Raw genomic sequence first — 22,031 nt, 5'->3', positions numbered from 1 at the left:
GCTAACACTGTGGGAGCTGGCTTGCCAGCGATAGGGCCAGTCAGGACAACGCATCTTTTGAACCTTGGCCAAACCAGTCAGCCACTTTGATGGCTTTGACCATTGCCGCCTTAGCGCCGCAGCGCGACTATCCCTGTGTTGTTTACGGTTCCCAGCCTAATAAAAACACAGAGGGATTCTGGCAATGCGCGATTACTTGTCTGCCACCGAACAGTTCAACTATCAGCACACCGTGGACGCTGCGCTCAGCGGCACGCTGGAGGCGCTCAACGCCTGCGTCGAATGTTGCGACCGCCACGCCTTGCCGGGGCGCATTGCGCTGTTCTGGGAGGGCCGCGACGGCGCCAGTGCCACGTACACCTTCAGCGAGCTGCAAGACCAAGCCGCGCGTTTCGCCAATTTCCTTCTCGAACAAGGCGTGCAGAAGGGCGACAAGGTCGCCGGTCTGCTGCCACGCAACATCGAATTGCTCATCACCGTATTCGCCACCTGGCGCATCGGCGCGGTGTATCAGCCGCTGTTCACCGCGTTCGGCCCCAAGGCCATCGAGCATCGCCTGAACAGTTCCGGCGCCAAAGTGGTGGTCACCGACGCGGTCAACCGGCCGAAACTCGCTGAAGTCAGCGATTGCCCGACCATCGTCACCGTCGGCGGCGCGAAAGGTCAGGGCATCGTCCGTGGCGATTTCAGTTTCTGGGCCGAGCTGGCCAACTATTCCAATGTCTGCGAGCCGGTGCTGCTGAGCGGCGAAGACCCGTTCCTGCTGATGTTCACCTCGGGCACCACCGGCCCGTCGAAAGCGCTGTCAGTGCCGCTCAAGGCGATCGTTGCGTTCCAGAGCTACACCCGCGACGCGGTGGATCTGCGTCCTGAAGATTCGTTCTGGAACGTCGCCGATCCGGGCTGGGCCTACGGCATCTATTTCGGCGTCACCGGCCCGCTGTCGATGGGGCATCCGATCACCTTTTACGATGGCCCGTTCACCCTCGAAAGCACTTGCCGGGTGATCAACAAATACGGCATTACCAATCTCACCGGCTCGCCGACCGCGTACCGCTTGCTGATTGCCGGTGGCAACGAGTTCGCCAAGTCGATCAAGGGCAAGCTGCGCATTGTCAGCAGCGCTGGCGAGCCGCTCAACCCGGAAGTGATCCGCTGGTTCGCCGATAACCTCGGCGTGGTGATTCACGACCATTACGGCCAGACCGAACTGGGCATGGTCCTGTGCAACCACCACGGTCTGCAGCACCCGATTCACCTTGGTGCCGCCGGCTTCGCCTCGCCGGGGCATCGCATCGTGGTGCTCGACGAGCAGTACAACGAACTCGGCGTCGGCCAGCCGGGCATTCTCGCCATCGACCGCACCCAGTCGCCGATGTGCTGGTTCGGCGGTTACCAAGGCGTGCCGACCAAAGCTTTCGTCGGCGATTACTACCTCAGCGGCGACACCGTGGAGTGGAACCCGGACGGCAGCATCAGCTTCGTCGGCCGCAGTGATGACGTGATCACCACCTCCGGTTATCGCGTCGGCCCGTTCGACGTCGAGAGCGCGCTGATCGAGCACCCGGCGGTGGTCGAAGCCGCCGTGGTCGGCAAGCCCGATCTGGAGCGCACCGAACTGGTCAAGGCCTTCGTTGTGCTCAACCCGCAATACCGCGCCGAACCGGCGTTGGCCGAGGAGCTGCGCCAGCACGTGCGCAAACGTCTGGCCGCGCATTCGTACCCGCGGGAAATTGAATTTGTCAGCGAATTGCCGAAAACCCCAAGCGGCAAATTGCAGCGCTTTATCTTGCGCAACCAGGAAATCGCCAAGGCTCAAGAGGCCGCGGCGCACAACGTTTCAGCTTGAATCAGGAAGTCAGTCATGCAGATCGAGAACAAGGTTTTTATCGTCACCGGCGGCGCCTCCGGCCTCGGTGCAGCCAGCGCTGAATTGCTGGTCAGTGTCGGCGCCAAAGTGATGCTGGTGGACATGAATGCCGAAGCCGTCGCTGCCCAGGCTCAGCGCCTCGGCGCGCAAAGTGTTGTCGCCGATATCAGCAACGAAGCCGCAGCGGAAGCGGCGGTGCAGGCCACGCTCAAAGCCTTTGGCAGTCTCAATGGCCTGGTCAATTGCGCCGGCATCGTTCGCGGCGAGAAGATCCTCGGCAAGAACGGCCCGCATGCACTGTCCAGCTTCGCTCAGGTGATCAACGTCAACCTGATCGGCAGCTTCAACATGCTGCGACTGGCGGCTGCGGCCATCGCCGAGAGCGAAGCCAATGCCGACGGCGAGCGCGGCGTGATCATCAATACCGCGTCGGTGGCGGCGTTCGACGGCCAGATCGGCCAGGCCGCGTATTCCGCCTCCAAGGGCGCGATTGCCAGCCTGACCCTGCCGGCCGCCCGCGAACTGGCGCGCTTCGGCATCCGCGTGATGACCATCGCCCCGGGCATTTTCGAAACCCCGATGATGGCCGGCATGACCCCGGAAGTGCGCGACTCGCTGGCCGCCGGCGTACCGTTCCCGCCGCGCCTTGGGAAACCAGCCGAGTACGCCGCACTGGTTCGGCATATCATCGAAAACAGCATGCTCAACGGTGAGGTGATCCGTCTCGACGGCGCCTTGCGCATGGCCGCCAAGTAAGGAGGATTTGTCATGACCATTTCCAACGATCCGATTGTTATCGTCAGCGCCGTCCGCACCCCGATGGGCGGTTTTCAGGGCGAACTGAAAAGCCTCACCGCACCGCAACTCGGCGCTGCGGCGATCAAGGCTGCGGTTGAACGCGCCGGCGTTGCCAGCGACGCGGTTGATGAAGTGCTGTTCGGTTGCGTATTGCCCGCTGGCCTCGGTCAGGCACCGGCGCGTCAGGCAGCACTGGGTGCCGGGCTGGATAAATCCACCCGTTGCACCACGGTCAACAAGATGTGCGGCTCGGGCATGGAAACCACCATTCTGGCCCACGACATGCTGCTGGCCGGCAGCGCCGATGTGGTGATCGCCGGCGGCATGGAGAGCATGTCCAACTCGCCGTATCTGCTGGACCGCGCCCGCGCCGGTTACCGCATGGGCCATGGCCGGGTGCTCGACTCGATGTTCCTCGACGGCCTCGAAGACGCCTACGACAAGGGCCGCCTGATGGGCACCTTCGCCGAGGACTGCGCCGAAACCAATGACTTCAGCCGCGAAGCCCAGGATGCCTTTGCCATCGCTTCGACCACCCGCGCCCAGCAGGCGATCAAGGACGGCAGCTTCAAGGCCGAGATCGTGCCGCTGAGCGTGACCGTCGGCAAGGAGCAGGTGCTCATCAGCAACGACGAGCAGCCGCCGAAAGCCAAACTGGACAAGGTCGCCTCGCTGAAACCGGCGTTCCGCGAAGGCGGCACGGTGACGGCGGCCAACTCCAGCTCAATCTCCGACGGCGCGGCGGCGCTGGTGCTGATGCGCCAGTCGCAAGCGCAAAAACTCGGGCTTAAACCGCTGGCGGTGATTCACGGTCACGCGGCGTTTGCCGATACGCCGGGCCTGTTCCCGGTGGCGCCGATTGGCGCGATCAAGAAGCTGGTGAAGAAGACTGGTTGGGCGTTGAACGAGGTCGATCTGTTTGAGATCAACGAAGCGTTTGCCGTGGTGGCGATGGCGGCGATGACTCACCTGGAAATCCCCCACGACAAACTCAACGTGCACGGCGGCGCCTGCGCCCTGGGCCATCCGATCGGCGCCTCGGGCGCGCGGATTCTGGTGACGCTGCTCTCGGCCCTGCGCCAGAAAAACTTGAAGCGCGGGATCGCGGCGATCTGCATCGGCGGCGGTGAAGCCACGGCGATGGCCGTGGAATGCGTGTATTAACGTTGGCAACGGACCCTGTGGGAGCGGGCTTGCCCGCGATGCGGTGGGTCAAACAGCCAATATGTTTACTGACACGGCCCCATCGCTGGCAAGCCAGCTCCCACAGGGTTATGTGTGGTAACCCGGATTTAAGTTAAGGATTCACCATGATTCCCAACGAAGACCAGACTCAGATCCGCGACATGGCCCGGCAGTTCGCCGAGGAACGGCTGAAACCGTTCGCCGCCGAGTGGGACCGCGAGCATCGTTTCCCCAAGGAAGCCATCGGCGAAATGGCCGAACTGGGCTTTTTCGGCATGCTGGTGCCAGAGCAGTGGGGCGGTTGTGACACCGGTTACCTGGCGTACGCCATGGCCCTGGAAGAAATCGCCGCCGGCGACGGCGCCTGCTCGACCATCATGAGCGTGCACAACTCAGTCGGCTGCGTGCCGATCCTCAAGTTCGGCAACGACGATCAGCGCGAACGCTTCCTCAAACCGCTGGCCAGCGGCGCCATGCTCGGCGCCTTCGCCTTGACCGAACCGCAGGCCGGTTCCGATGCCAGCAGCCTGAAAACCCGCGCGCGTCTTGAGGGCGATCATTACGTGCTCAACGGCTGCAAACAGTTCATCACTTCCGGGCAGAACGCCGGGATCGTGATCGTGTTTGCGGTGACCGATCCGAGTGCCGGCAAGCGCGGCATCACGGCGTTTATCGTGCCCACCGATTCGCCGGGATATAAAGTCGCCCGGGTCGAGGACAAGCTCGGTCAGCACGCCTCCGACACCTGCCAGATTCTGTTTGAAGACGTCAAAGTGCCGGTCGCCAACCGCTTGGGTGAGGAGGGCGAAGGCTACAAGATCGCCCTGGCCAACCTCGAAGGCGGGCGGGTCGGCATCGCCTCGCAATCAGTGGGCATGGCCCGCGCCGCGTTCGAAGCGGCCCGCGACTATGCACGTGAGCGCGACACCTTTGGCAAGCCGATCATCGAGCACCAGGCCGTGGCTTTCCGCCTCGCCGACATGGCCACGCAGATCGCCGTCGCCCGGCAGATGGTGCATTACGCCGCGGCCCTGCGTGACAGCGGTCAGCCGGCGCTGGTCGAGGCCTCGATGGCCAAACTGTTCGCCTCGGAAATGGCCGAGAAGGTCTGCTCGATGGCGTTGCAGACGCTGGGCGGTTACGGTTACCTCAACGATTTCCCGCTGGAACGCATCTACCGCGACGTGCGCGTCTGCCAGATCTACGAAGGCACCAGCGACATTCAGCGCATGGTTATTTCGCGCAATCTCTGACAAGGAATCTTGCCCATGACTTACGAAACGATTCTGCTGGAAAACCACGGCCGCGTCGGCCTGATCACCCTCAACCGCCCACAGGCGCTGAATGCCCTGAACGCGCAACTGGTCAGCGAAGTGAATCATGCCCTCGACGGCCTGGAAGCGGATGCGAACATCGGTTGCATCGTCATCACCGGTTCGAAAAAAGCCTTCGCTGCCGGCGCCGACATCAAGGAAATGGCCGAGCTGACCTACCCGCAGATCTACATGGATGATCTGTTCAGCGACAGCGACCGCGTGGCTAACCGGCGCAAGCCGATCATCGCTGCGGTCAACGGTTTCGCCCTTGGTGGCGGTTGCGAACTGGCGTTGATGTGCGACTTCATCCTGGCCGGTGACAACGCCAAATTCGGTCAACCGGAAATCAACCTCGGCGTGCTCCCGGGCATGGGCGGCACCCAGCGCCTGACCCGCGCCGTGGGCAAGGCCAAGGCCATGGAAATGTGCCTCAGCGGGCGGATGATCGATGCGGCGGAAGCCGAGCGTTGCGGCATCGTTGCGCGGATCGTGCCGAGCGATGAATTGCTCGACGAGGCGCTGAAGGTGGCGGCAGTGATCGCCAGCAAATCGCTGCCGATTGCGATGATGGTCAAGGAAAGCGTCAATCGCGCGTTCGAGGTCAATCTGACTGAAGGTGTGCGCTTTGAGCGCCGGGTGTTCCACGCGGCGTTTGCCACGCAGGATCAGAAGGAAGGGATGGCGGCGTTTGTGGCTAAACGTGCGCCGGAGTTTACCGGTAAGTAATGCATCGTCCTGGCTGACGTCTTCGCGAGCTTGCTCGCGAAGCTTTTGAGGCAACATCAAAAGATCGCAGCCTTCGGCAGCTCCTACACCGTTGTCCTGTAGGAGCTGCCGAAGGCTGCGATCTTTTGCTTTTACAGCGGGTAGTTCTTCAGCTCCCGCGCAATCACCATCCGCTGAATCTCGCTCGAGCCCTCATAGATCTGGGTAATCCGCGCATCGCGGTAGTACTTCTCGACCGGATAGTCCTCCAGATAGCCATACCCGCCATGGATCTGAATCGCTGAGGAGCAGACCTTTTCCGCCATCTCCGAGGCGAACAGCTTGGCCTGTGAAGCCTCCGACAGACACGGTTTGCCCGCCGTGCGCAGGCGCGCCGCGTGCAGGATCATCAGGCGCGCCGCGTTGATCTGCATGTGCATGTCGGCCAGCAGGTTGGCGATGCTCTGGTGTTCGTTGATCGGCTTGCCGAACTGGATGCGATCGCGGGAATACACCAGCGCCGCTTCAAACGCGGCCCGGGCGATGCCCAAGGCCTGCGCGGCGATGCCGATGCGGCCGCCTTCGAGGTTGGACAGGGCAATCGCCAGGCCTTTGCCGCGCTCGCCGAGCAGGTTGGCCTCGGGAATGCTGCAGTTGTTCAGGGTCACTGCGCAGGTGTCGGAGGCGCGGATGCCCATTTTGTGTTCGGTGCGATCGACGATGAAACCCGGGGTATCGGTCGGTACGAGGAACGCGGAAATGCCTTTCTTGCCCAGATCCGGATCGGTTACCGCAAACACGATCGCCAGTTTCGCCCGTTTGCCGTTGCTGACGAATTGCTTGGCGCCGTTGATCACCCACTGACCGTCGCGCAGTTCGGCGCGGGTGCGCAGGTTGTGCGCTTCGGAGCCGGCTTGCGGTTCGGTGAGGCAGAAGCAGCCAATCGTCTGGCCACTGGCGAGATCTGCCAGCCAGGTCTGTTTCTGCTCCTGGCTGCCGTAATTCATCACCGGCCCACAGCCCACCGAGTTGTGGATGCTCATGAACGCGCCGGTGGCGCCGTCGCCGGCAGAGATTTCTTCCACCGCCAGCGCGTACGCCACGTAATCGACGTAGGTGCCGCCCCATTCCTCGGGCACCACCATGCCGAGCAAACCGAGTTCGCCCATCTTCGCCACCAGTGCGTCGTCGATCCAGCCGGCCTTTTCCCAGGCTTGCGCATGTGGCGCGATTTCGCCACGGGCGAAGTCCCGGGCCATGTCGCGGATCATCACTTGTTCTTCAGTCAGTTCGAGATCGTGCATGGCTCAGCTCCCGCTCTCAGTAAAGCCGTGGAAGAAACTCGCGACATGCCCGGCGTCCAGCGCTGCGAGGGTCGGCGGGTTCCAGCGTGGTGTCTTGTCTTTGTCGATCAGCAGGGCGCGCACACCCTCGATCAGGTCGCCGCGCTCGAACCACTGACGATCCAGATGCAGTTCGAGGGCGAAGCAGTGTTCCAGGCTCAGTTGCCGGCCGCGCCGGAGCATCTCCAGGGTCACGGCCATTGCCAGCGGCGAGCGGGTTTCCAGCAGATCGGCCGTGGTGGTTGCCCACTCATGGCTGTCGGCGACGGTGACCGCGCGCAGTTGCTCGACAACGCTCGGTACGTCCGGCAGGGCGAAGAAATGGTCGATGGCCGGGCGCAGTTGCTTCAGCGGTGCATCGGCGAGGGTTTGCACGCCGTTTTTGGCGAGCAGGTTCTGCAGATCCTTGAGCGGCGTGTCGCGCCATTCCAGGTGATCGAGTTGTTCGTCAAGGCTCGGCAATTTGCTGCTGTCGACAAACCAGTCGGCCAGCCCGCAGTACAACGCATCGGCCGCACGAATCTGCACGCCGCTGACGCCCAGATAGATCCCCAGCTCACCGGGAATCCGCGAGAGGAAGTAACTGCCGCCGACATCGGGGAAATAACCGATCGCCACTTCCGGCATCGCCAGGCGGCTTTTCTCGGTCACAACCCGCAGATCCGCACCTTGCACCAGGCCCATGCCACCGCCGAGGACGAAACCGTCCATCAACGCCAGCACCGGTTTGCGGTAATGATGAATGGTCAGGTCGAGGGCGTATTCCTCGGCAAAGAAATCTTCGTGCAGCGTGTCGCCGCTTTTGAAACTGTCGTACAGCGAACGGATATCGCCACCGGCGCAGAAAGCCTTCTCACCGGCACCGCGCAACACCACGGCGCGCACATTGGCGTCAGTCGCCCAGGCATCGAGTTGCTGCTGCAACTGACGAACCATGTCGAGGGTGATGGCGTTGAGACCGGCGGGGCGGTTGAGGGTCAGGTGACCGATGTGATTGCGAACCTCGGCCAGCACTTCGTTTTGCGTGGCATCCATGGACGGGGTCCGCGGGGATGAAGCCTGAGCAGTCATCACTAACTCCCTGCTTTTATTGTCTTTATTCGAGAAGCTCGCGCGCGAGCGTTGACGGATCGTAACAGTGCAAATTTGCCGTGTACAACCGAGATATGTGCAGGGGGAGTTTGCGTTTTTGCAGCAAGTTGAGGGTTGCCTTTGTGGCGAGGGAGCTTGCTCCCGCCGGGCTGCAAAGCGGCCCGACACCGCGGGTTTACGACTGCTGCGCAGCCGAGCGGGAGCAAACTCCCTCGCCACAATGATCCAGGTGGTTATCGGGTGAAAACTTCGCGGATGCTGCGGCGTTTGGCGTGCAGTTCGCTGGCGTGGATCAGTTGTTCGAGGTCTTCGGGGGTGACGTCGATGAACGCTTCCATGTCGGCCAAGGCCAGTTTCAGGTCTTCGGCAGTGATTGCCTGACTGTCGACCGGGGCAAGCACAGGCACCGGCTCGGCCGGGCGTTTCGGGTAGCGGATGCGCGTCAGGTTGTTGTAGGCCAGCGCGCTGAGCAGCATGCACGCGGCGGCGAGCATGACCGGTTCCATGGCTTTCCAGTCCATGGCGATGGTGGCCGGATCGGCCAGTACCAGCGTCAGCGCCAGTGCGCCGGCCGGTGGATGCAGGCAACGCAGCCAGCACATCAGAATCAGTGCCATGCCCGCCGCCAGGCAGGCGCTGCCGAGGGTTCGGCCGAGGACGTGGGCCACCAGTAGCGCGACCACGCTGGCGCACAGGTACCCGCCGATGATCGACCATGGCTGGGCGAGGGCGCCGGAAGACACGGCAAACAGCAACACCGCTGAAGCCCCCAACGGCCCGATCAGGTGGTACGCGACCTCGATGCCGAACACCTGACTGCACGCCCAGACGCTGAACAAGGTGCCCAGCGCCATGCCGATCGCGGCGCGGCTCCATTCGGTGGGGCGGGTGTTGATGGCGGCGGGCAACCAGCGAGCAAGCATGTGAATCGGATCCTTGCAGTAAATTCGGGGCAAAAAAAAGGACTTGTCCGTTTCGGAAAGTCCTCGAAGCGTTCCAACTATTGGGGGAGGAACGCGCACAGTGTGCCGTGCAAAGTCGATGCTGACAAATTCATATAAATGCTGCTTCAGTGCATTATTTTTGAGTTGTCGCCACGCGGCGTCCACTGACGAAACACAAGTACCCACCCAGCGCCGCCAGAGCGCTCAAGGCGTAGAACATGCTCGGTGCCGGCGTGTGCATCAGCAGAAACCCGCACATCACCGGACTCAGCGCGCCGCCCAGTGCCGCGAGGTTCTGTGCGCCGTAGTAACTGCCGCGCAGCTCTTCGGGCGCGAGGGTGTCGACGAAGAGGAAATCCGCCGGATAGATGATCATCTCGCCGAGGGTGAAGATGAACATCGCTACGCACCAGCCAACCAGACTGTCGGCCATGCTGAAGCCGATCAGACCGACGATGAACAACGCGGTGCCGCCAGCAATCCAGAACCGCAGGTGCTCACGCTTGAGGAAGCGGCCGATCTGGTATTGCAGCAGGATCACCGTGATCGCGTTGCAGGCGAGCAGGGCGGCCATGGTATCCAGGGTCTGCTCCTGCGTGTGGGTCACCAGCAGATACTGCGACAGGTACAGGGTGAAGCGCCCGTGAACCAGGGTGCTGAGCAGGCAGCCGAGGGTGAACAGGATCATCGTGCGGTCGTTTTTCAGGATGATCAGAGTGTTCAGGAAACTCTGCGGCGGGCTCGCCTGCGACAGCGGACTGGCCTCACGAGAGACGCCCAGCAGCAGAAAAACGCTGCCAGCGGCAATCAGCCCCGCGACGATAAATGGCGCTGAAGGCTGAACCCCGGCAATCACCACGCCGATCATCGGGCCGACGGCGTAGCCGATATTGGTCAGCGTGTAGTTCAGCGAAAACGCCTTGACCCGCTGGCCGACCGGCAGGTTTTCACTGAGCATCGCTTTGGAACAGATCAGGAACAGCGCCGACGCCGTTTCACTGATGATCAGCACCAGCGTGACCAGGTACAGATTCTGCGCGAACGTCAGCAGCATCAGGCCGACACCGCTGGAGAGCATGGTCAGGATCAACAGTTGGCGCTTGTCGAGTCGATCGATGATGTAGCCGCCGTACAGCGACAACAGCGTGGCACTGAACACGGCGATGCCCAACAGCAGACCGACGTCCTGTGGGTTGAGGCCCAGTTTGTTGCTGAGAAACAAGGTCAGCAGCGGACTGATCAGGGCACGGCTGATGACGATGCTCAGCGAAGTGATCATCAGTCGGCGGATCAGGCGGGAGTAGGTGGCCACGGCAGTGCAAATGTCCTTGTTTTCATGATGAGCAACCATGTGGGAGCGAGACTGCTCGCGAATACCGAGTGTCAGGCGCCAACGCAGTTGACTGACCAGACGCTATCGCGAGCAGGCTCGTTCCGACAATGCATTTGTTCTGTCAGGGCAATTTCAGATACATGGCGCAGCGGCGTTCGGCGGCAAAACCATGCTCGACTTCTTTCTGCAAAGCGTCGAGCAAATGCGCTTCGTGCTCACCGGGTGCGACTTCCACAAACCCCATCCGCTGATAAAACGGCGCATTCCACGGCACGTCGCGAAACGTGGTCAGGGTCACCGCGCGCAATTGCTCATGGCGGGCATGTTCGATCGCAGTCAACACCAGTTGACGGCCCACGCCTTGACCCTGAAACGCCAGGCTGACCGACAGTTCTTCAATGTGCAGTTGGTTGTCGAAATCCAGCGCGCGGATAAACCCTGCCAGTTGCGCCGAGGTGTTTTCGGCGACCCAGACGTAGGCATTGTCGATGGCTTGGCGGTGTTGCGCGGCGCTGGCCACGTCGGTATCGGCAAGCCAAGCGAGGGTTGGATCTGTGCGAAACAGCTCGGCGGCCGAGCGCTCAATGGCGGGGAGGGCGGCGGCATCACGCTGCTGCGCCCGGCGTACAACAAAACTCATGGTAAAAATCCCTGTAGGAGCTGCCGCAGGCTGCGATCTTTCAGCTTTTTCAGAAGCCCAAGATCGCAGCCCGCGTCAGATCCTACAAGGGCTTCAGATACAACAGCACGTATTCGTTCTTGTCGAAACTGCCCGTCAGCACCGGTTGCAGACCCGCCAGCGAGGTGCCTTGCAGCGATTGCAGGTCCTTGCTGTCCATCATCAACCACGCCGGCCCCTTGAGCGCTTCGAGTTGCTGCACCGTCTCGGTGAACTGCGGTTGCAGATCCTGTTCGACGTTGACCATGAACTTGATCGCCTTGGCGTCTTTGCCCATGCCGTGCAGCACCAGCGGGGCCGGGTTCTGCTGCACCTGCGCGAAGGCAGCACGACTGAACGCCTGCGTGTCGTACAGACGTCGCTCCACCGGTTCGAATACGGCGGCATACACCGTCCACAAGGCCAATACCGAGCACAGCGCCAGCACTTCGGCACGCCAGCGCGGCATCAACAGGCGCGACAGTGCGAGCAATTGCAGAGCGCCGAGTACGATCAGTATCAGAGTGATGCCGTCGAGTTGCTCGGGAAAGCGGCGCTTGGCAACCAGCAGGGCCACCATCAACAGTCCCGGCGTCACCAGCCAAATGCCTTGAATCATCCCGCGCAATACGCGGAACACCCGACCGTGCAGGACCTGGAACGGGTACGCCGCGATGATCGCCGCCATCGGCAACATCGGCAGCAGGTAACGCGCCTTCTTCGCCTGCGGAATCGACAGGCCAACCATGACGATCAGCCCCGCCGCCGCGCAATATTGCACCAGACGCAAGGCCGGCCCGCGCTGATGCGGTTTGCTCAGCCAGGTCGCCGCCAACGCCAATATCGCCAGCGGATACGCCAGTGCGTAATTGCCCAGGGAGCTGGTGAAGTAATACAGCGAACCGCTGACGCCTTCACTGCCGTCCATGCGCCCCATGAATTGCATGCGGATCACGTCCTGCAGGAAGGCTTCGCCACCGCTGTGTTTGGCCAGCCAGAGCAGCAGGCCGACACACGCTGCGAGTAACACAGAAGCGATCACGCCGAACACGAAGAGGCGTTTCCACTCACGGTTCAGCAAGTAGTAGCTGCAGAGCATGCCGGTCGGTACCACCAGGCCGATAGGCCCGCGAATCCCGAAGCCCAGCAACAACAGGACAAAGATCAGCGGCCAGCGCCGGCGCGAGCCGAAGTGGTCGTGCGCGTAACCCAGATAAAACACCGACAGCGCCACGGCGGCGAGCATCAGGTCTTGCGACACTGCGCGTACTTCGGTGACGAAGGTGCTGGTGAGCATCAGCAACGCAATGCTGATCAGCGCCCAGCGCTGCGAATGCACCGCCAGCAAGCGGTACATCAATGTCACGATCACGCCGCCGGCGATGGCGCTCGGCAGCCACGCGGTCAAGGTGTTGACCGCGCCGAAGGGCAGCGACAACAGCCAGATGAACAGCGTCGAGAGCGCCGAATAGTCGGCGTACGGCTGGCCGTAGGTGGTCGGGAAAACGGTTGGCCCGTGTCGCAACATCTCCTGGGCAAACAGTACGAAGCGTGAGTCAAAGCCAATGGGAGCCTGTCCGTAAACCCCGGCGATGAACAGCAACAGCGCCAGCAGCCCTGCGATCAGGGACTGCCGGCGGATGACAGGCGACAACGTGATCAAGCGACGTGCGCAGTGTTGGGCCACTGCTGCAGCGGCATCGGCAGTTTGCGCGAATCGCCACGGCCGATCGGGAAGTACTTGAAGCCGTTGCGTGCCAGACGCTCGGCGTCGTACAGGTTGCGGCCGTCGAAGATTACCGGGGCTTTCAGGCGTTGCTCGATCAGGTCGAAATCCGGCGCCTTGAACTGCTGCCATTCGGTGCAGATGATCAGCGCATCGGAACCGGCCAGCACCGATTCCGGGGTGCCCATCAGCATCAGTTTTTCTTCGTTCGGGTACAGGTGCTGGGTTTCCTGCATGGCTTCTGGGTCGAATGCGCGCACGCTGGCGCCGGCGGCGAACAGCGAGTCGAGCAGCACGCGGCTTGGCGCGTCGCGCATGTCGTCGGTGTTCGGCTTGAACGCCAGGCCCCACAGGGCGAAGGTCTTGCCGCGCAGATCACCTTTGTAGAAGGCGTTGATGCGGTCGAACAGCTTGTGCTTCTGCCGCTCGTTGATCGCTTCGACCGCTTGCAGCAGGTCACTGGAGCAATGGGCTTGTTCGGCACTGTGGATCAGCGCGCGCATGTCTTTGGGGAAGCACGAACCGCCATAGCCGCAGCCCGGGTAGATGAAGTGATAACCGATGCGCGTGTCGGCGCCGATGCCCTGACGCACCGACTCGATGTCGGCACCCAGGTGTTCGGCCAGTTCGGCGATCTGGTTGATGAAGCTGATCTTGGTCGCCAGCATGCAGTTGGCGGCGTACTTGGTCAGCTCGGCGCTGCGCAGGTCCATGAACATGATGCGGTCATGGTTGCGGTTGAACGGCGAGTACAGGTCGCGCATCACATCTTGCACTTCGTCACCTTCACAGCCGATGACGATGCGGTCGGGACGACGGCAGTCGGACACCGCCGAACCTTCCTTGAGGAATTCCGGGTTGGAGACGATATCGAACTGCAGTTCACGACCGGCCTTGTCGAGCGCGGCCTGGATGTGCGCACGCAAGGTGTCGCCGGTGCCGACCGGTACGGTGGATTTCTCCACCAGAATCAGTGGCTGCTCACGGTGGCGCGCCACGGCGTCACCCACAGACAGCACGTATTTCAGATCGGCCGAGCCGTCATCGCTGGACGGCGTACCCACGGCGATGAACGCGACGCGACCATGTTGCACGGCGAGTTTTTCATCGGAGGTGAAATGCAGGCGGCTGGAGTCCAGGCCTTCACGCACCAGACTCGACAGGCCCGGTTCGAAGATGCTGACGTGACCCTGGCGCAACAACTCGACTTTCTTCTGATCGATGTCCATGCACACGACGTCGTGACCGACTTCGGCCAACACGGCGGCCTGCACCAGGCCGACATAACCGCTACCAAATACTGTGATTTTCATGGAGCACTCCTGAATTCGGGCGCACGAGACGGACGAGTGTTAATAGTGATGACCCCGAGCATGACCAGTGCCACGCCCAGTGATTTCGTAAAACTGAAGGATTCGTTGAACAGCGGCAGACTGGCCGCCAGCAGGTACACCAGCGCATAGCTGATGCTCAGCAGCGAATAAGCCCGGCCCAGCGGCAAATCGCGCAGCGCCGCGAGCCAGCAGAGCATCGACAGGGCGTAGGCGAAAATCGCCGCCACCACCACGGCCAGTGCCGACAGATCGACACTGCCGGCGCTCAGCGCCGTCAGCCATTGTTCCGGTTGCGGCAGGCGCGTCATGCTCCAGCGCATGCCCAGTTGGGCGCCACTGACCAGCCCGACGCTGGCCAGGGCAAAACCGATACCGCGTGCCTGATTCATGACTGTTGCCCCAGCAAAACCACGCCGCCGATCACCAGCGCCACGCCCAGCCAATGCTGACGGTCGATGGGCTCGCGAAAGACGAAGCGGGCGATCAGGGTGATCAGCACGAAGTTGAGGCTGAGCATCGGGTAAGCGATGCCCACTTCAAGCCGTTGCAGCACCAGCAGCCAGACCAGCAGCCCGCTGCCGAGTGAAAACAGCGCCAGCCACAACCACGGCGAACGCAGTTTGTCGGCCCAGGACGAATCAACGCCGCGCCAGCTCTCCACCGCGAATTTCTGCGCAACTTGTCCCAGGCAGGTCAGCAGACACGCCGTCAGTAACAGCAACCAGCTCATGACGGATCCTTGGGCAGCACCATGATCACCAGATTGCCCGATTCGTAACGGGTACCGTCCTTGGGCAGCAGGTCCAGCTCTTCGAGCTCGTCCTGACCCTTGACGCGCATCAGCACGCCGACCGAGCCGCTGCGGCGCGCTTCACGTACCCATTGTTGAACGTTGTCCTTGGTGAGTCGGCGTTCAGCGCCTTCCGGGTAGGACAGACCGTATTTGAGTTCGCCGACCGTGTTGTACAGCGCGACCTCTGGTTGTTTCATGCGCCAGGCCAGCGCTGCCGCCGCACCCAGATCATTGCTCAGCAGGTGCGTGGCGCCGGACAGTTCGGTGACGTGGTGCCGGATGAACTGATCCGGAGTCTTGTTGGCCACCACCGACTTGGGCAACGCCGCCGGCAGGATTCCCGCCAGCAACAGACTGCCCAGCGCCGGCGCCGCCCAGCACTGCAGCGGCAGGAACGCTTGCGCCAGGTTGGCGATGATCCAGCCGATCAGGGCGATGAACACCAGCACCAGGCTGTGCAGTTCGTGGTCGTACACCGGTTTGTTCAGTTGCAGGTAAACCAGTGCGATCAGTGTGACCACACCCAGCAACAGGTTCAGCAGACCGTTGATTCCCAGCGCCCGACCTTGTTCCAGACGCAGGCGATCAGCCAGCGCATTGCCCAGCAGCAGTGCCAAAGGCAGCAGGCAAGGCAGGATGTAGGTCGGCAGCTTGCCGTTGCTCAGGCTGAAAAAGCCCAGCGGCAGCCACAGCCACAACAACAGGAAGACCATGTTCGGCTGGGCCCGGGTTTGCCAGGCCTGCTTGAACGCGGTCGGCAACAGGCCAACCCACGGCAGACTGAATGCCACCAGCAGAGGCAAGTAGAACCACCACGGTGCATCGTGCTGCGCGTCGTCACCGGCAAAGCGCCGGATGTGTTCGTGCCAGAAGAAGAAGCGCCAGTAATCCGGTTCCTGTGCGTGCACCGCCAGCGCCCACGGCAAGCTGACGATGATCGCGATGGCGATCGCCACCGGACCGAACACCAGTAGTTCACGCCAGCGTTTCTGCCAAAGCATCCACGGCAACGCGATCAGCACCGGCAGCAACCAGGCGAGAAAACCCTTGGTCATGAAACCCATGCCGCAGGCCAGCCCCAGCAGCGCCCAGGCGCCCAGCCGTTGCCCGGTGCTTTTGCTGTCGAGCGCAAACCACAGCGCCACCAGGCTCAGGTTGACCCAGAAGGTGAATTGCGGATCGAGGTTGGCGTACCCGGCCTGACCGGCGACGACGGTAAAGCTCATGTAGAGCAGGGCGCAAACGAAACTCTTGCGCGGATCGTTCCATAAACTGCGCGCGACCAGGTAGGCCAGCAGCACACTCAACGCCGTGCTGAGGGCCGAGGCGAAGCGCACGCCGAACAGATTCTGCCCGAACAATTCCTGGCCGATGGCGATCATCCAGTAGCCGGCAATCGGCTTCTCGAAATACCGCAGGCCCATGAAATGCGGCGACACCCAGTTGCCACTGAGCAGCATGTCCTGACTGATCTGTGCGTAACGGGTTTCGTCGGGGATCCACAGGCCATGGGTGCTCAGCGGCAACAGATAGGCCAGCAGACAGAGGCCGACCAACAGTGGCAGTGCCCAGCGTCTGGTCATGCGCCTTGCACTCCCAGCCAGCCTTCACGGCCTTCGAGCACACCGCGTTGTACGCGGCCCACGGGCAGGGTGTTGAAAAACTCGGGCAACAAGTCGCCCAAGGGTTTGAAGTCAATGTGGCGCTGGCGTGCATCGGCCAGCAACTGACGAAAATCCTGAGCCATCAGAATCCCTTCTACTTCGGCATGAATGGTGTAGACGTTGAGTGCTTGCGGCTGGAACCGGTCGAGGATGAAGGCGTTGAAGTCCTTGGCCGCCACGTGTGGGCCGACGACTTCGTCGAAGGTCGGCAGGTCCACCGGAATCTGCGGAGTCCCCAGCGAACCGTCCGCCAGCAGCGGACGGAACAGGCTCTGCCCGCGGCAATCGCTGTTATAGCGAAAGCCGAAGGTCTGCTTGGCCTCGATCACGCGCTCGTCCGCACGCCAACCGGCGGCGGCCGAACACTGGATCTTTTCGCCGAGGATGTCGCTCAAGGTGTCGACGCCGCGCCGGATCTGTTCGATCAGTTGCGCGTCGCTCCAACGGCCAGCGTTGGCCTGCCAGCCATGGTGATCCCAGGCGTGCAGGCCGACTTCGTGACCGGCGTCCCGGGCCTGACGCATCAGGTGCCCGAGATCACGGCCAATCGGTTTGCCGGGCCAGGCAGTGCCGGCCAGCAAAATGTCCCAGCCGTAGAGGCCGGCTGCGTTGGAACGGAGCATTTTCCAGAGGAACTGCGGGCGGATCAGGCGCCACAGATGCCGGCCCATGTTGTCCGGGCCGACACTGAAGAAAAACGTTGCCTTGACCTGCGCCTCGTCGAGCATCTCCAACAGTCGCGGCACACCTTCACGGGTGCCACGGTAGGTGTCGACATCGATACGAAGACCTGCCTGCATTACTTCTTGTCCGCGATTTCGAGCATGGCTTCACGCAGGAAGAAGTCCAGGGTGTTGCCGATGGTCTCGCGCATTTCCACGGTCGGCTCCCAGTTCAGCAGGCGCTTGGCGTTGGCAATGCTTGGCTTGCGGTGTTCCACGTCCTGATAACCGGCACCGTAGAACGCCTTGCTTTCCACGTCGCGGAAACCGGCGAACGGCGGGAAGTTGTGGCGCAGCGGGTGCGCTTCGAACTGACGCAGCAGCTCTTCGCCCAGTTGACGGATGCTGGCTTCGTTGTCCGGGTTGCCGATGTTGATGATCTGGCCGTTGCACACGTCGTTGTCGTTATCGATGATCCGCGCCAGTGCCTCGACGCCGTCAGCGATGTCGGTGAAGCAACGCTTCTGCTCGCCACCGTCAAACAGACGGATCGGCGTGCCTTCCACCAGGTTGAGGATCAACTGGGTGATGGCGCGGGAGCTGCCGATACGCGCCGAATCCAGACGGTCCAGACGCGGGCCCATCCAGTTGAACGGACGGAACAGGGTGAAGTTCAGGCCCTTGGCGCCGTAAGCCCAGATCACGCGGTCCAGCAGTTGCTTGGAGACCGAGTAGATCCAGCGCTGCTTGTTGATCGGGCCAACGATCAGGTTCGAGCTGTCTTCGTCGAAGTTCTTGTCCTGGCACATGCCATAGACTTCGGAGGTCGACGGGAAGATCACGCGCTTGTTGTACTTGACGCAGTAGCGAACCAGCTTGAGGTTTTCCTCGAAGTCCAGTTCGAATACGCGCAGCGGGTTGCGGGTGTATTCGATCGGGGTGGCGATGGCCACCAGCGGCAGGACCACGTCGCACTTCTTGATGTGGTACTCGATCCACTCGGAGTGAATGCTGATGTCGCCTTCGACGAAGTGGAAGTTCGGGTGGCTGCGCAGACGGTCGATGGCGTCGGAGCCGATGTCCAGACCGTACACTTCGTAGCGGTCGTCACGCAGCAGGCGCTCGGACAGGTGGTTACCGATGAAGCCGTTGACACCGAGGATCAGCACGCGGGTACGACGTGGCGCGCGACCGGATTCGGCACCGCGAAGCAGCGAACCGTCAACCAGACCCAGTTCGTTTGCCAGTTGCGGGCCGCTGAGGTACAGACCGTTGTCGTTGCGCTGACCGGCGTTGATCACCAGCGAGTCCTGACCGCAGGCGATGCGCAGCGGATCGACGCTGATCACGCGGCCTGGCGCCTGGCCTTCGTTGCCCTTGACGACGTCGGCGCTCCAGACGATCAGTTTGTGCTCGCCCACGGCGCAGAAGGCGCCCGGGTAAGGACGGGTGACGGCGCGCACCAGATTGAACAGTTCTTCGGCCGGTTTGGCCCAGACCAGTTTGCCGTCCGCCGGAGTACGGCGACCGAACACAGTGGCTTTCGATTCGTCCTGTGGGGTTTCAGTGATCTTGCCTTGCAGCATGTTCGGCAGGGTGTCGCGCAGCAGGTCGCTGGCGGCGGTGCGCAGTTTGGCGTGCAGGGTCAGGCCGGTGTCGCTGCGCTCGATGGCAACGCGTTGCTGGGCAACGATGGCGCCGGCATCAGCGCGCTTGACCATACGGTGCAGGGTCACGCCGGTTTCGGTTTCGCCATTGACCAGCACCCAGTTTGCCGGTGCGCGACCGCGATAGCGTGGCAGCAGCGAACCGTGCAGGTTGAACGCGCCTTTTTTGGCCAGGGCCAGCAGTGGCTCGCTCAGCAGGTTGCGGTAGTAGAAGGAGAAAATGTACTCCGGGTCCAGCTTGGCGATGCGCTCGATCCACAGCGGGTGGTTGGCGTCTTCCGGCGCGTGTACCGGGATGCCTTTGTTGGCGCACAGTTGTGCAACCGAGGCATAGAACGCGTTTTCTTTCGGATCATCGGCGTGAGTGAACACTGCTGCAATGTCATAGCCGCTGTTGAGCAGGGCTTCAATGCCGGCGCAGCCAATATCGTGGTAGGCGAAGACAACAGTTTTTGCACTCATGAGAGAACCTGATCGGAAGTGGAAGAAGTAGCGGTAGAAGAAAGACCATCAACGGTGACGGCAGGGGCCGGAGCGGCCGGCTGGCTGCGCAACACCTTTTCGATGAAGAAACGTGGGCGGGCGCGCACATCGCTGTACATGCGGCCGAGGTATTCACCCAGCAGGCCCATGCCGATGAACTGACCGCCAGTGAACACGAACAGCACGGCGAACAGCACGAACATGCCGTCACCGGCCCAACCGGCACCGAACGCCAGGCGCAGGACGATCAACGCAATAGCGAACAGCACGCCCAGCCCGGCCATGGCGAAGCCGACGATGCTCAGCAGACGCAGCGGGGTGGTGGTCATGCAGGTGACCAGATCGAACATCAGGTTGATCAGGCGCATCGGGCTGTATTTCGAATCGCCGTGTTCACGCTCGGCGTGGGCCACGACGATTTCGGTGGTGTGCCGGGCGAAGCTGTTGGCCAGGATCGGGATGAACGTGCTGCGTTCACGGCAGGCGAGCATCGCGTCGATGATGGTGCGGCGGTAGGCGCGCAGCATGCAGCCGTAGTCGCTCATGGCGACGCCGGTGGAGCGTTGCACGGCGAGGTTGATCAGCTTCGACGGATAGCGACGCAGCGCCGAATCCTGACGATTGCCGCGCACGGTGCCGACCACGTCGTAACCCTTTTCAGCTTCGGCCACCAGCCGTGGGATTTCTTCCGGCGGGTTCTGCAGATCGGCGTCGAGGGTGATCACCACGTCGCCCTTGCACTGTTCGAAACCGGCCATGATCGCGGCGTGCTGACCATAGTTGCGGTTGAGAATGACCGCCACGAACGGGCTGTTTTCACGGCCGGCGGCTTCTTCAAGCATGTTGGCCGACTCGTCGCGGCTGCCGTCGTCGACCAGCACGATTTCAAAATCGTGATGCAACTGGCGGCAGGCCGCTTCGGTGCGACGCAACAGCTCGGGCAGGCTTTCCTGTTCGTTGTAGACCGGGATGACGATCGACACGCTACGGATTGGATAAGGTTTCACAGGCGTTTTTCCATGATGTGTGCGATGGCACCGACAACGCGGTCAAGGTCTTGACCGGTCATGTCGGGGAACAGCGGAATCGAGCACAGCCGCGCCGAGTTCCATTCGGTGTTGGGCAGGTACAGGTCGGGGTCACGCTGGCGATACCAGGTGTGCAAGTGGGTGGCGATGAAATGGATACCGGTGCCGATGCCCTGATCCTGCAACGCCTTCATGAAAGCTTCGCGGTCCATGCCGCAGCGCTCACTGTCGATGCGCAGGATGAACAGGTGCCAGGCGTGTTGCTGGGCATAGGCGGGCAGGGCCAGCGGTTGCACCGGCAGGCCTTCGAATTTTTGCAGGTAGCTGGTGGCCAGCTCGGTGCGCCGGGCGTTGATTTCGTCCAGACGCTGCAGCTGCACCAGGGCAATCGCGGCGTTGATGTCGGCCAGGTTGTACTTGAAGCCCGGTTCCATCACTTGCGCCTGCGGCTTGCGGCCACCGGTCAGACGGTCATAGGCGTCAACGCCCAAGCCGTGGAATTTGAGCATGCGCACGCGGCTGGCGAGGGCTTCGTCGTCGGTGACGAACATCGCGCCTTCGGCACAGGTCATGTTCTTGATCGCATGGAACGAGAAGATCGCCGTGCCTTGCGAGCCGACGTGACGCCCCTTGTAGCGGGTGCCAGCGGCGTGGGCGGCGTCTTCGATGACTGGGATGCCGTGCTTGTCAGCCAGGGCATACAGAGGATCGAGATCGAACGCTGCGCCGGCATAGTGCACCGGAATGATCGCTTTGGTCCGTGGGGTGATGGCCGCTTCGATGCGCGCAGCGTCGGTCATCAGCGTGTCCCGGTCGACATCGACAAACACCGGTTTGGCGCCCAGCAGGGAGATCATGTTGGCGGTCGAAACCCAGGTCTGCGACGGGGTGATGACTTCGTCGCCCGGGCCGATGCCCAACGCGAGCAGGGTGATGTGCATGCCGCCGGTGGCCGAAGACAAGGCCACCGCGTGCTTGCAACCCACGTACTGCGCAAACTGCTCTTCGAGTGCCTGGTTTTTCGGCCCCGTGGTGATCCAGCCCGAGCGCAACACCTGCTCGACAGCGGCAATTTCCTCATCGCCGATACTCGGGCGGGAGAAGGGGAGAAACGCCTGACTCATGGGCACCTCATTGCAAAAAATAAAAGGATGGACTCATACATTTGTTGGATCCAACCACAGCGTAGACACAGAAAAGCGCTCCTGCATCAATAACTTGGCAAAAAAGCATGACGTCGGGGATTGATTGACTTTTCACGATTTGCCCGGCAGGTTGGGGCATTGCCACTACCGAACCTATGGGAATTAAGGTTATGCCGGTTTTTGTGAAAGGAACATGAAAAACCGGTTGGCGAATCGTTTATCTGTCACTTATACAGCCGCTGTTCAGGCTTCTGCCGTCCATCGCAGTTTTTTGTCGGACAGTGC

At 61.9% G+C, this 22,031-nt stretch carries 18 protein-coding genes and 1 pseudogene; 5 read left to right on the top strand and 14 right to left on the bottom strand.

Annotated elements, in window-relative coordinates; all coding sequences use genetic code 11:
• Positions 1 to 184 precede the first annotated feature (184 nt).
• The 5 genes from ABV589_RS01370 to ABV589_RS01350 all read left to right on the top strand — a co-directional run bounded on the left by ABV589_RS01370 (position 185) and on the right by ABV589_RS01350 (position 5,895).
• On the top strand, positions 185 to 1,849 hold the full coding sequence (locus ABV589_RS01370; RefSeq protein WP_367084563.1) for an AMP-binding protein: 1,665 nt from the start codon (positions 185 to 187) through the stop codon (positions 1,847 to 1,849).
• A 15-nt stretch (positions 1,850 to 1,864) separates the two neighbouring features.
• Positions 1,865 to 2,626 (top strand): SDR family NAD(P)-dependent oxidoreductase, encoded by a 762-nt coding sequence (locus ABV589_RS01365; RefSeq protein WP_367084562.1) that lies wholly within the window; start codon positions 1,865 to 1,867, stop codon positions 2,624 to 2,626.
• A gap of 12 nt (positions 2,627 to 2,638) precedes the next feature.
• Complete coding sequence (locus tag ABV589_RS01360) at positions 2,639 to 3,832, top strand: acetyl-CoA C-acyltransferase (RefSeq protein ID WP_367084561.1); 1,194 nt, start codon at positions 2,639 to 2,641, stop codon at positions 3,830 to 3,832.
• Between the two features lie 146 nt (positions 3,833 to 3,978).
• A complete protein-coding gene (locus ABV589_RS01355; RefSeq protein WP_007918873.1) occupies positions 3,979 to 5,106 on the top strand; it encodes an acyl-CoA dehydrogenase in 1,128 nt (375 codons plus the stop codon).
• Positions 5,107 to 5,121: 15 nt separating this feature from the next.
• A complete protein-coding gene (locus ABV589_RS01350) occupies positions 5,122 to 5,895 on the top strand; it encodes an enoyl-CoA hydratase (protein ID WP_367084560.1) in 774 nt (257 codons plus the stop codon).
• A 131-nt stretch (positions 5,896 to 6,026) separates the two neighbouring features.
• Here the strand turns inward: ABV589_RS01350 and ABV589_RS01345 are convergent, their stop codons facing one another.
• The 14 genes and pseudogenes from ABV589_RS01345 to arnB all read right to left on the bottom strand — a co-directional run bounded on the left by ABV589_RS01345 (position 6,027) and on the right by arnB (position 21,725).
• On the bottom strand, positions 6,027 to 7,178 hold the full coding sequence (locus ABV589_RS01345; protein ID WP_108589780.1) for an acyl-CoA dehydrogenase family protein: 1,152 nt from the start codon (positions 7,176 to 7,178) through the stop codon (positions 6,027 to 6,029).
• Positions 7,179 to 7,181: 3 nt separating this feature from the next.
• A complete protein-coding gene (locus tag ABV589_RS01340) occupies positions 7,182 to 8,288 on the bottom strand; it encodes an enoyl-CoA hydratase/isomerase family protein (protein WP_367084559.1) in 1,107 nt (368 codons plus the stop codon).
• Positions 8,289 to 8,542: 254 nt separating this feature from the next.
• Complete coding sequence (locus ABV589_RS01335) at positions 8,543 to 9,232, bottom strand: HPP family protein (protein WP_367084558.1); 690 nt, start codon at positions 9,230 to 9,232, stop codon at positions 8,543 to 8,545.
• Positions 9,233 to 9,386: 154 nt separating this feature from the next.
• Complete coding sequence (locus ABV589_RS01330) at positions 9,387 to 10,565, bottom strand: MFS transporter (RefSeq protein ID WP_367084557.1); 1,179 nt, start codon at positions 10,563 to 10,565, stop codon at positions 9,387 to 9,389.
• A gap of 142 nt (positions 10,566 to 10,707) precedes the next feature.
• The gene (locus tag ABV589_RS01325; protein ID WP_367084556.1) at positions 10,708 to 11,226 is read right to left on the bottom strand and encodes a GNAT family N-acetyltransferase; all 519 of its coding nucleotides are present in this window, start codon (positions 11,224 to 11,226) and stop codon (positions 10,708 to 10,710) included.
• Between the two features lie 82 nt (positions 11,227 to 11,308).
• On the bottom strand, positions 11,309 to 12,907 hold the full coding sequence (locus ABV589_RS01320; RefSeq protein WP_367086240.1) for a glycosyltransferase family 39 protein: 1,599 nt from the start codon (positions 12,905 to 12,907) through the stop codon (positions 11,309 to 11,311).
• 15 nt (positions 12,908 to 12,922) lie between these two features.
• Positions 12,923 to 14,283, bottom strand: a pseudogene (locus tag ABV589_RS01315) (UDP-glucose/GDP-mannose dehydrogenase family protein); the annotation flags it as partial.
• A complete protein-coding gene (gene arnF / locus ABV589_RS01310; protein WP_367084555.1) occupies positions 14,280 to 14,693 on the bottom strand; it encodes a 4-amino-4-deoxy-L-arabinose-phosphoundecaprenol flippase subunit ArnF in 414 nt (137 codons plus the stop codon). The gene arnF and the pseudogene ABV589_RS01315, both read right to left, overlap by 4 nt.
• The gene (gene arnE / locus ABV589_RS01305) at positions 14,690 to 15,034 is read right to left on the bottom strand and encodes a 4-amino-4-deoxy-L-arabinose-phosphoundecaprenol flippase subunit ArnE (protein ID WP_097089729.1); all 345 of its coding nucleotides are present in this window, start codon (positions 15,032 to 15,034) and stop codon (positions 14,690 to 14,692) included. The genes arnF and arnE overlap by 4 nt, the downstream gene beginning before the upstream one ends.
• Complete coding sequence (gene arnT, locus ABV589_RS01300; RefSeq protein ID WP_367084554.1) at positions 15,031 to 16,680, bottom strand: lipid IV(A) 4-amino-4-deoxy-L-arabinosyltransferase; 1,650 nt, start codon at positions 16,678 to 16,680, stop codon at positions 15,031 to 15,033. Before arnT ends, arnE begins: the two co-directional genes overlap by 4 nt.
• On the bottom strand, positions 16,677 to 17,561 hold the full coding sequence (gene arnD / locus ABV589_RS01295) for a 4-deoxy-4-formamido-L-arabinose-phosphoundecaprenol deformylase (RefSeq protein WP_367084553.1): 885 nt from the start codon (positions 17,559 to 17,561) through the stop codon (positions 16,677 to 16,679). Before arnD ends, arnT begins: the two co-directional genes overlap by 4 nt.
• On the bottom strand, positions 17,561 to 19,552 hold the full coding sequence (gene arnA / locus ABV589_RS01290) for a bifunctional UDP-4-amino-4-deoxy-L-arabinose formyltransferase/UDP-glucuronic acid oxidase ArnA (protein WP_247267606.1): 1,992 nt from the start codon (positions 19,550 to 19,552) through the stop codon (positions 17,561 to 17,563). Before arnA ends, arnD begins: the two co-directional genes overlap by 1 nt.
• The gene (gene arnC / locus ABV589_RS01285) at positions 19,549 to 20,580 is read right to left on the bottom strand and encodes an undecaprenyl-phosphate 4-deoxy-4-formamido-L-arabinose transferase (RefSeq protein WP_123586304.1); all 1,032 of its coding nucleotides are present in this window, start codon (positions 20,578 to 20,580) and stop codon (positions 19,549 to 19,551) included. The genes arnA and arnC overlap by 4 nt, the downstream gene beginning before the upstream one ends.
• Positions 20,577 to 21,725, bottom strand: coding sequence for a UDP-4-amino-4-deoxy-L-arabinose aminotransferase (gene arnB, locus ABV589_RS01280; RefSeq protein ID WP_027611948.1), 1,149 nt, complete (start codon positions 21,723 to 21,725; stop codon positions 20,577 to 20,579). The genes arnC and arnB overlap by 4 nt, the downstream gene beginning before the upstream one ends.
• Between the last annotated feature and the right edge of the window lie 306 nt (positions 21,726 to 22,031).

The organism is Pseudomonas sp. HOU2, from assembly GCF_040729435.1.
Taxonomy (GTDB): Bacteria; Pseudomonadota; Gammaproteobacteria; order Pseudomonadales; family Pseudomonadaceae; genus Aquipseudomonas.
The sequence above is the reverse complement of the archived record's forward strand: the minus strand, read 5'-3'. Positions and strand labels throughout refer to the sequence as shown.

Coding starts and splice junctions, on each gene's coding strand:
- ABV589_RS01370 (WP_367084563.1), top strand. CDS start 185: ATGCGCGATTACTTGTCTGCCACCGAACAGTTCAACTATCAGCACACC.
- ABV589_RS01365 (WP_367084562.1), top strand. CDS start 1,865: ATGCAGATCGAGAACAAGGTTTTTATCGTCACCGGCGGCGCCTCCGGC.
- ABV589_RS01360 (WP_367084561.1), top strand. CDS start 2,639: ATGACCATTTCCAACGATCCGATTGTTATCGTCAGCGCCGTCCGCACC.
- ABV589_RS01355 (WP_007918873.1), top strand. CDS start 3,979: ATGATTCCCAACGAAGACCAGACTCAGATCCGCGACATGGCCCGGCAG.
- ABV589_RS01350 (WP_367084560.1), top strand. CDS start 5,122: ATGACTTACGAAACGATTCTGCTGGAAAACCACGGCCGCGTCGGCCTG.
- ABV589_RS01345 (WP_108589780.1), bottom strand. CDS start 7,178: ATGCACGATCTCGAACTGACTGAAGAACAAGTGATGATCCGCGACATG.
- ABV589_RS01340 (WP_367084559.1), bottom strand. CDS start 8,288: ATGACTGCTCAGGCTTCATCCCCGCGGACCCCGTCCATGGATGCCACG.
- ABV589_RS01335 (WP_367084558.1), bottom strand. CDS start 9,232: ATGCTTGCTCGCTGGTTGCCCGCCGCCATCAACACCCGCCCCACCGAA.
- ABV589_RS01325 (WP_367084556.1), bottom strand. CDS start 11,226: ATGAGTTTTGTTGTACGCCGGGCGCAGCAGCGTGATGCCGCCGCCCTC.
- arnF (WP_367084555.1), bottom strand. CDS start 14,693: ATGAATCAGGCACGCGGTATCGGTTTTGCCCTGGCCAGCGTCGGGCTG.
- arnE (WP_097089729.1), bottom strand. CDS start 15,034: ATGAGCTGGTTGCTGTTACTGACGGCGTGTCTGCTGACCTGCCTGGGA.
- arnT (WP_367084554.1), bottom strand. CDS start 16,680: ATGACCAGACGCTGGGCACTGCCACTGTTGGTCGGCCTCTGTCTGCTG.
- arnD (WP_367084553.1), bottom strand. CDS start 17,561: ATGCAGGCAGGTCTTCGTATCGATGTCGACACCTACCGTGGCACCCGT.
- arnA (WP_247267606.1), bottom strand. CDS start 19,552: ATGAGTGCAAAAACTGTTGTCTTCGCCTACCACGATATTGGCTGCGCC.
- arnB (WP_027611948.1), bottom strand. CDS start 21,725: ATGAGTCAGGCGTTTCTCCCCTTCTCCCGCCCGAGTATCGGCGATGAG.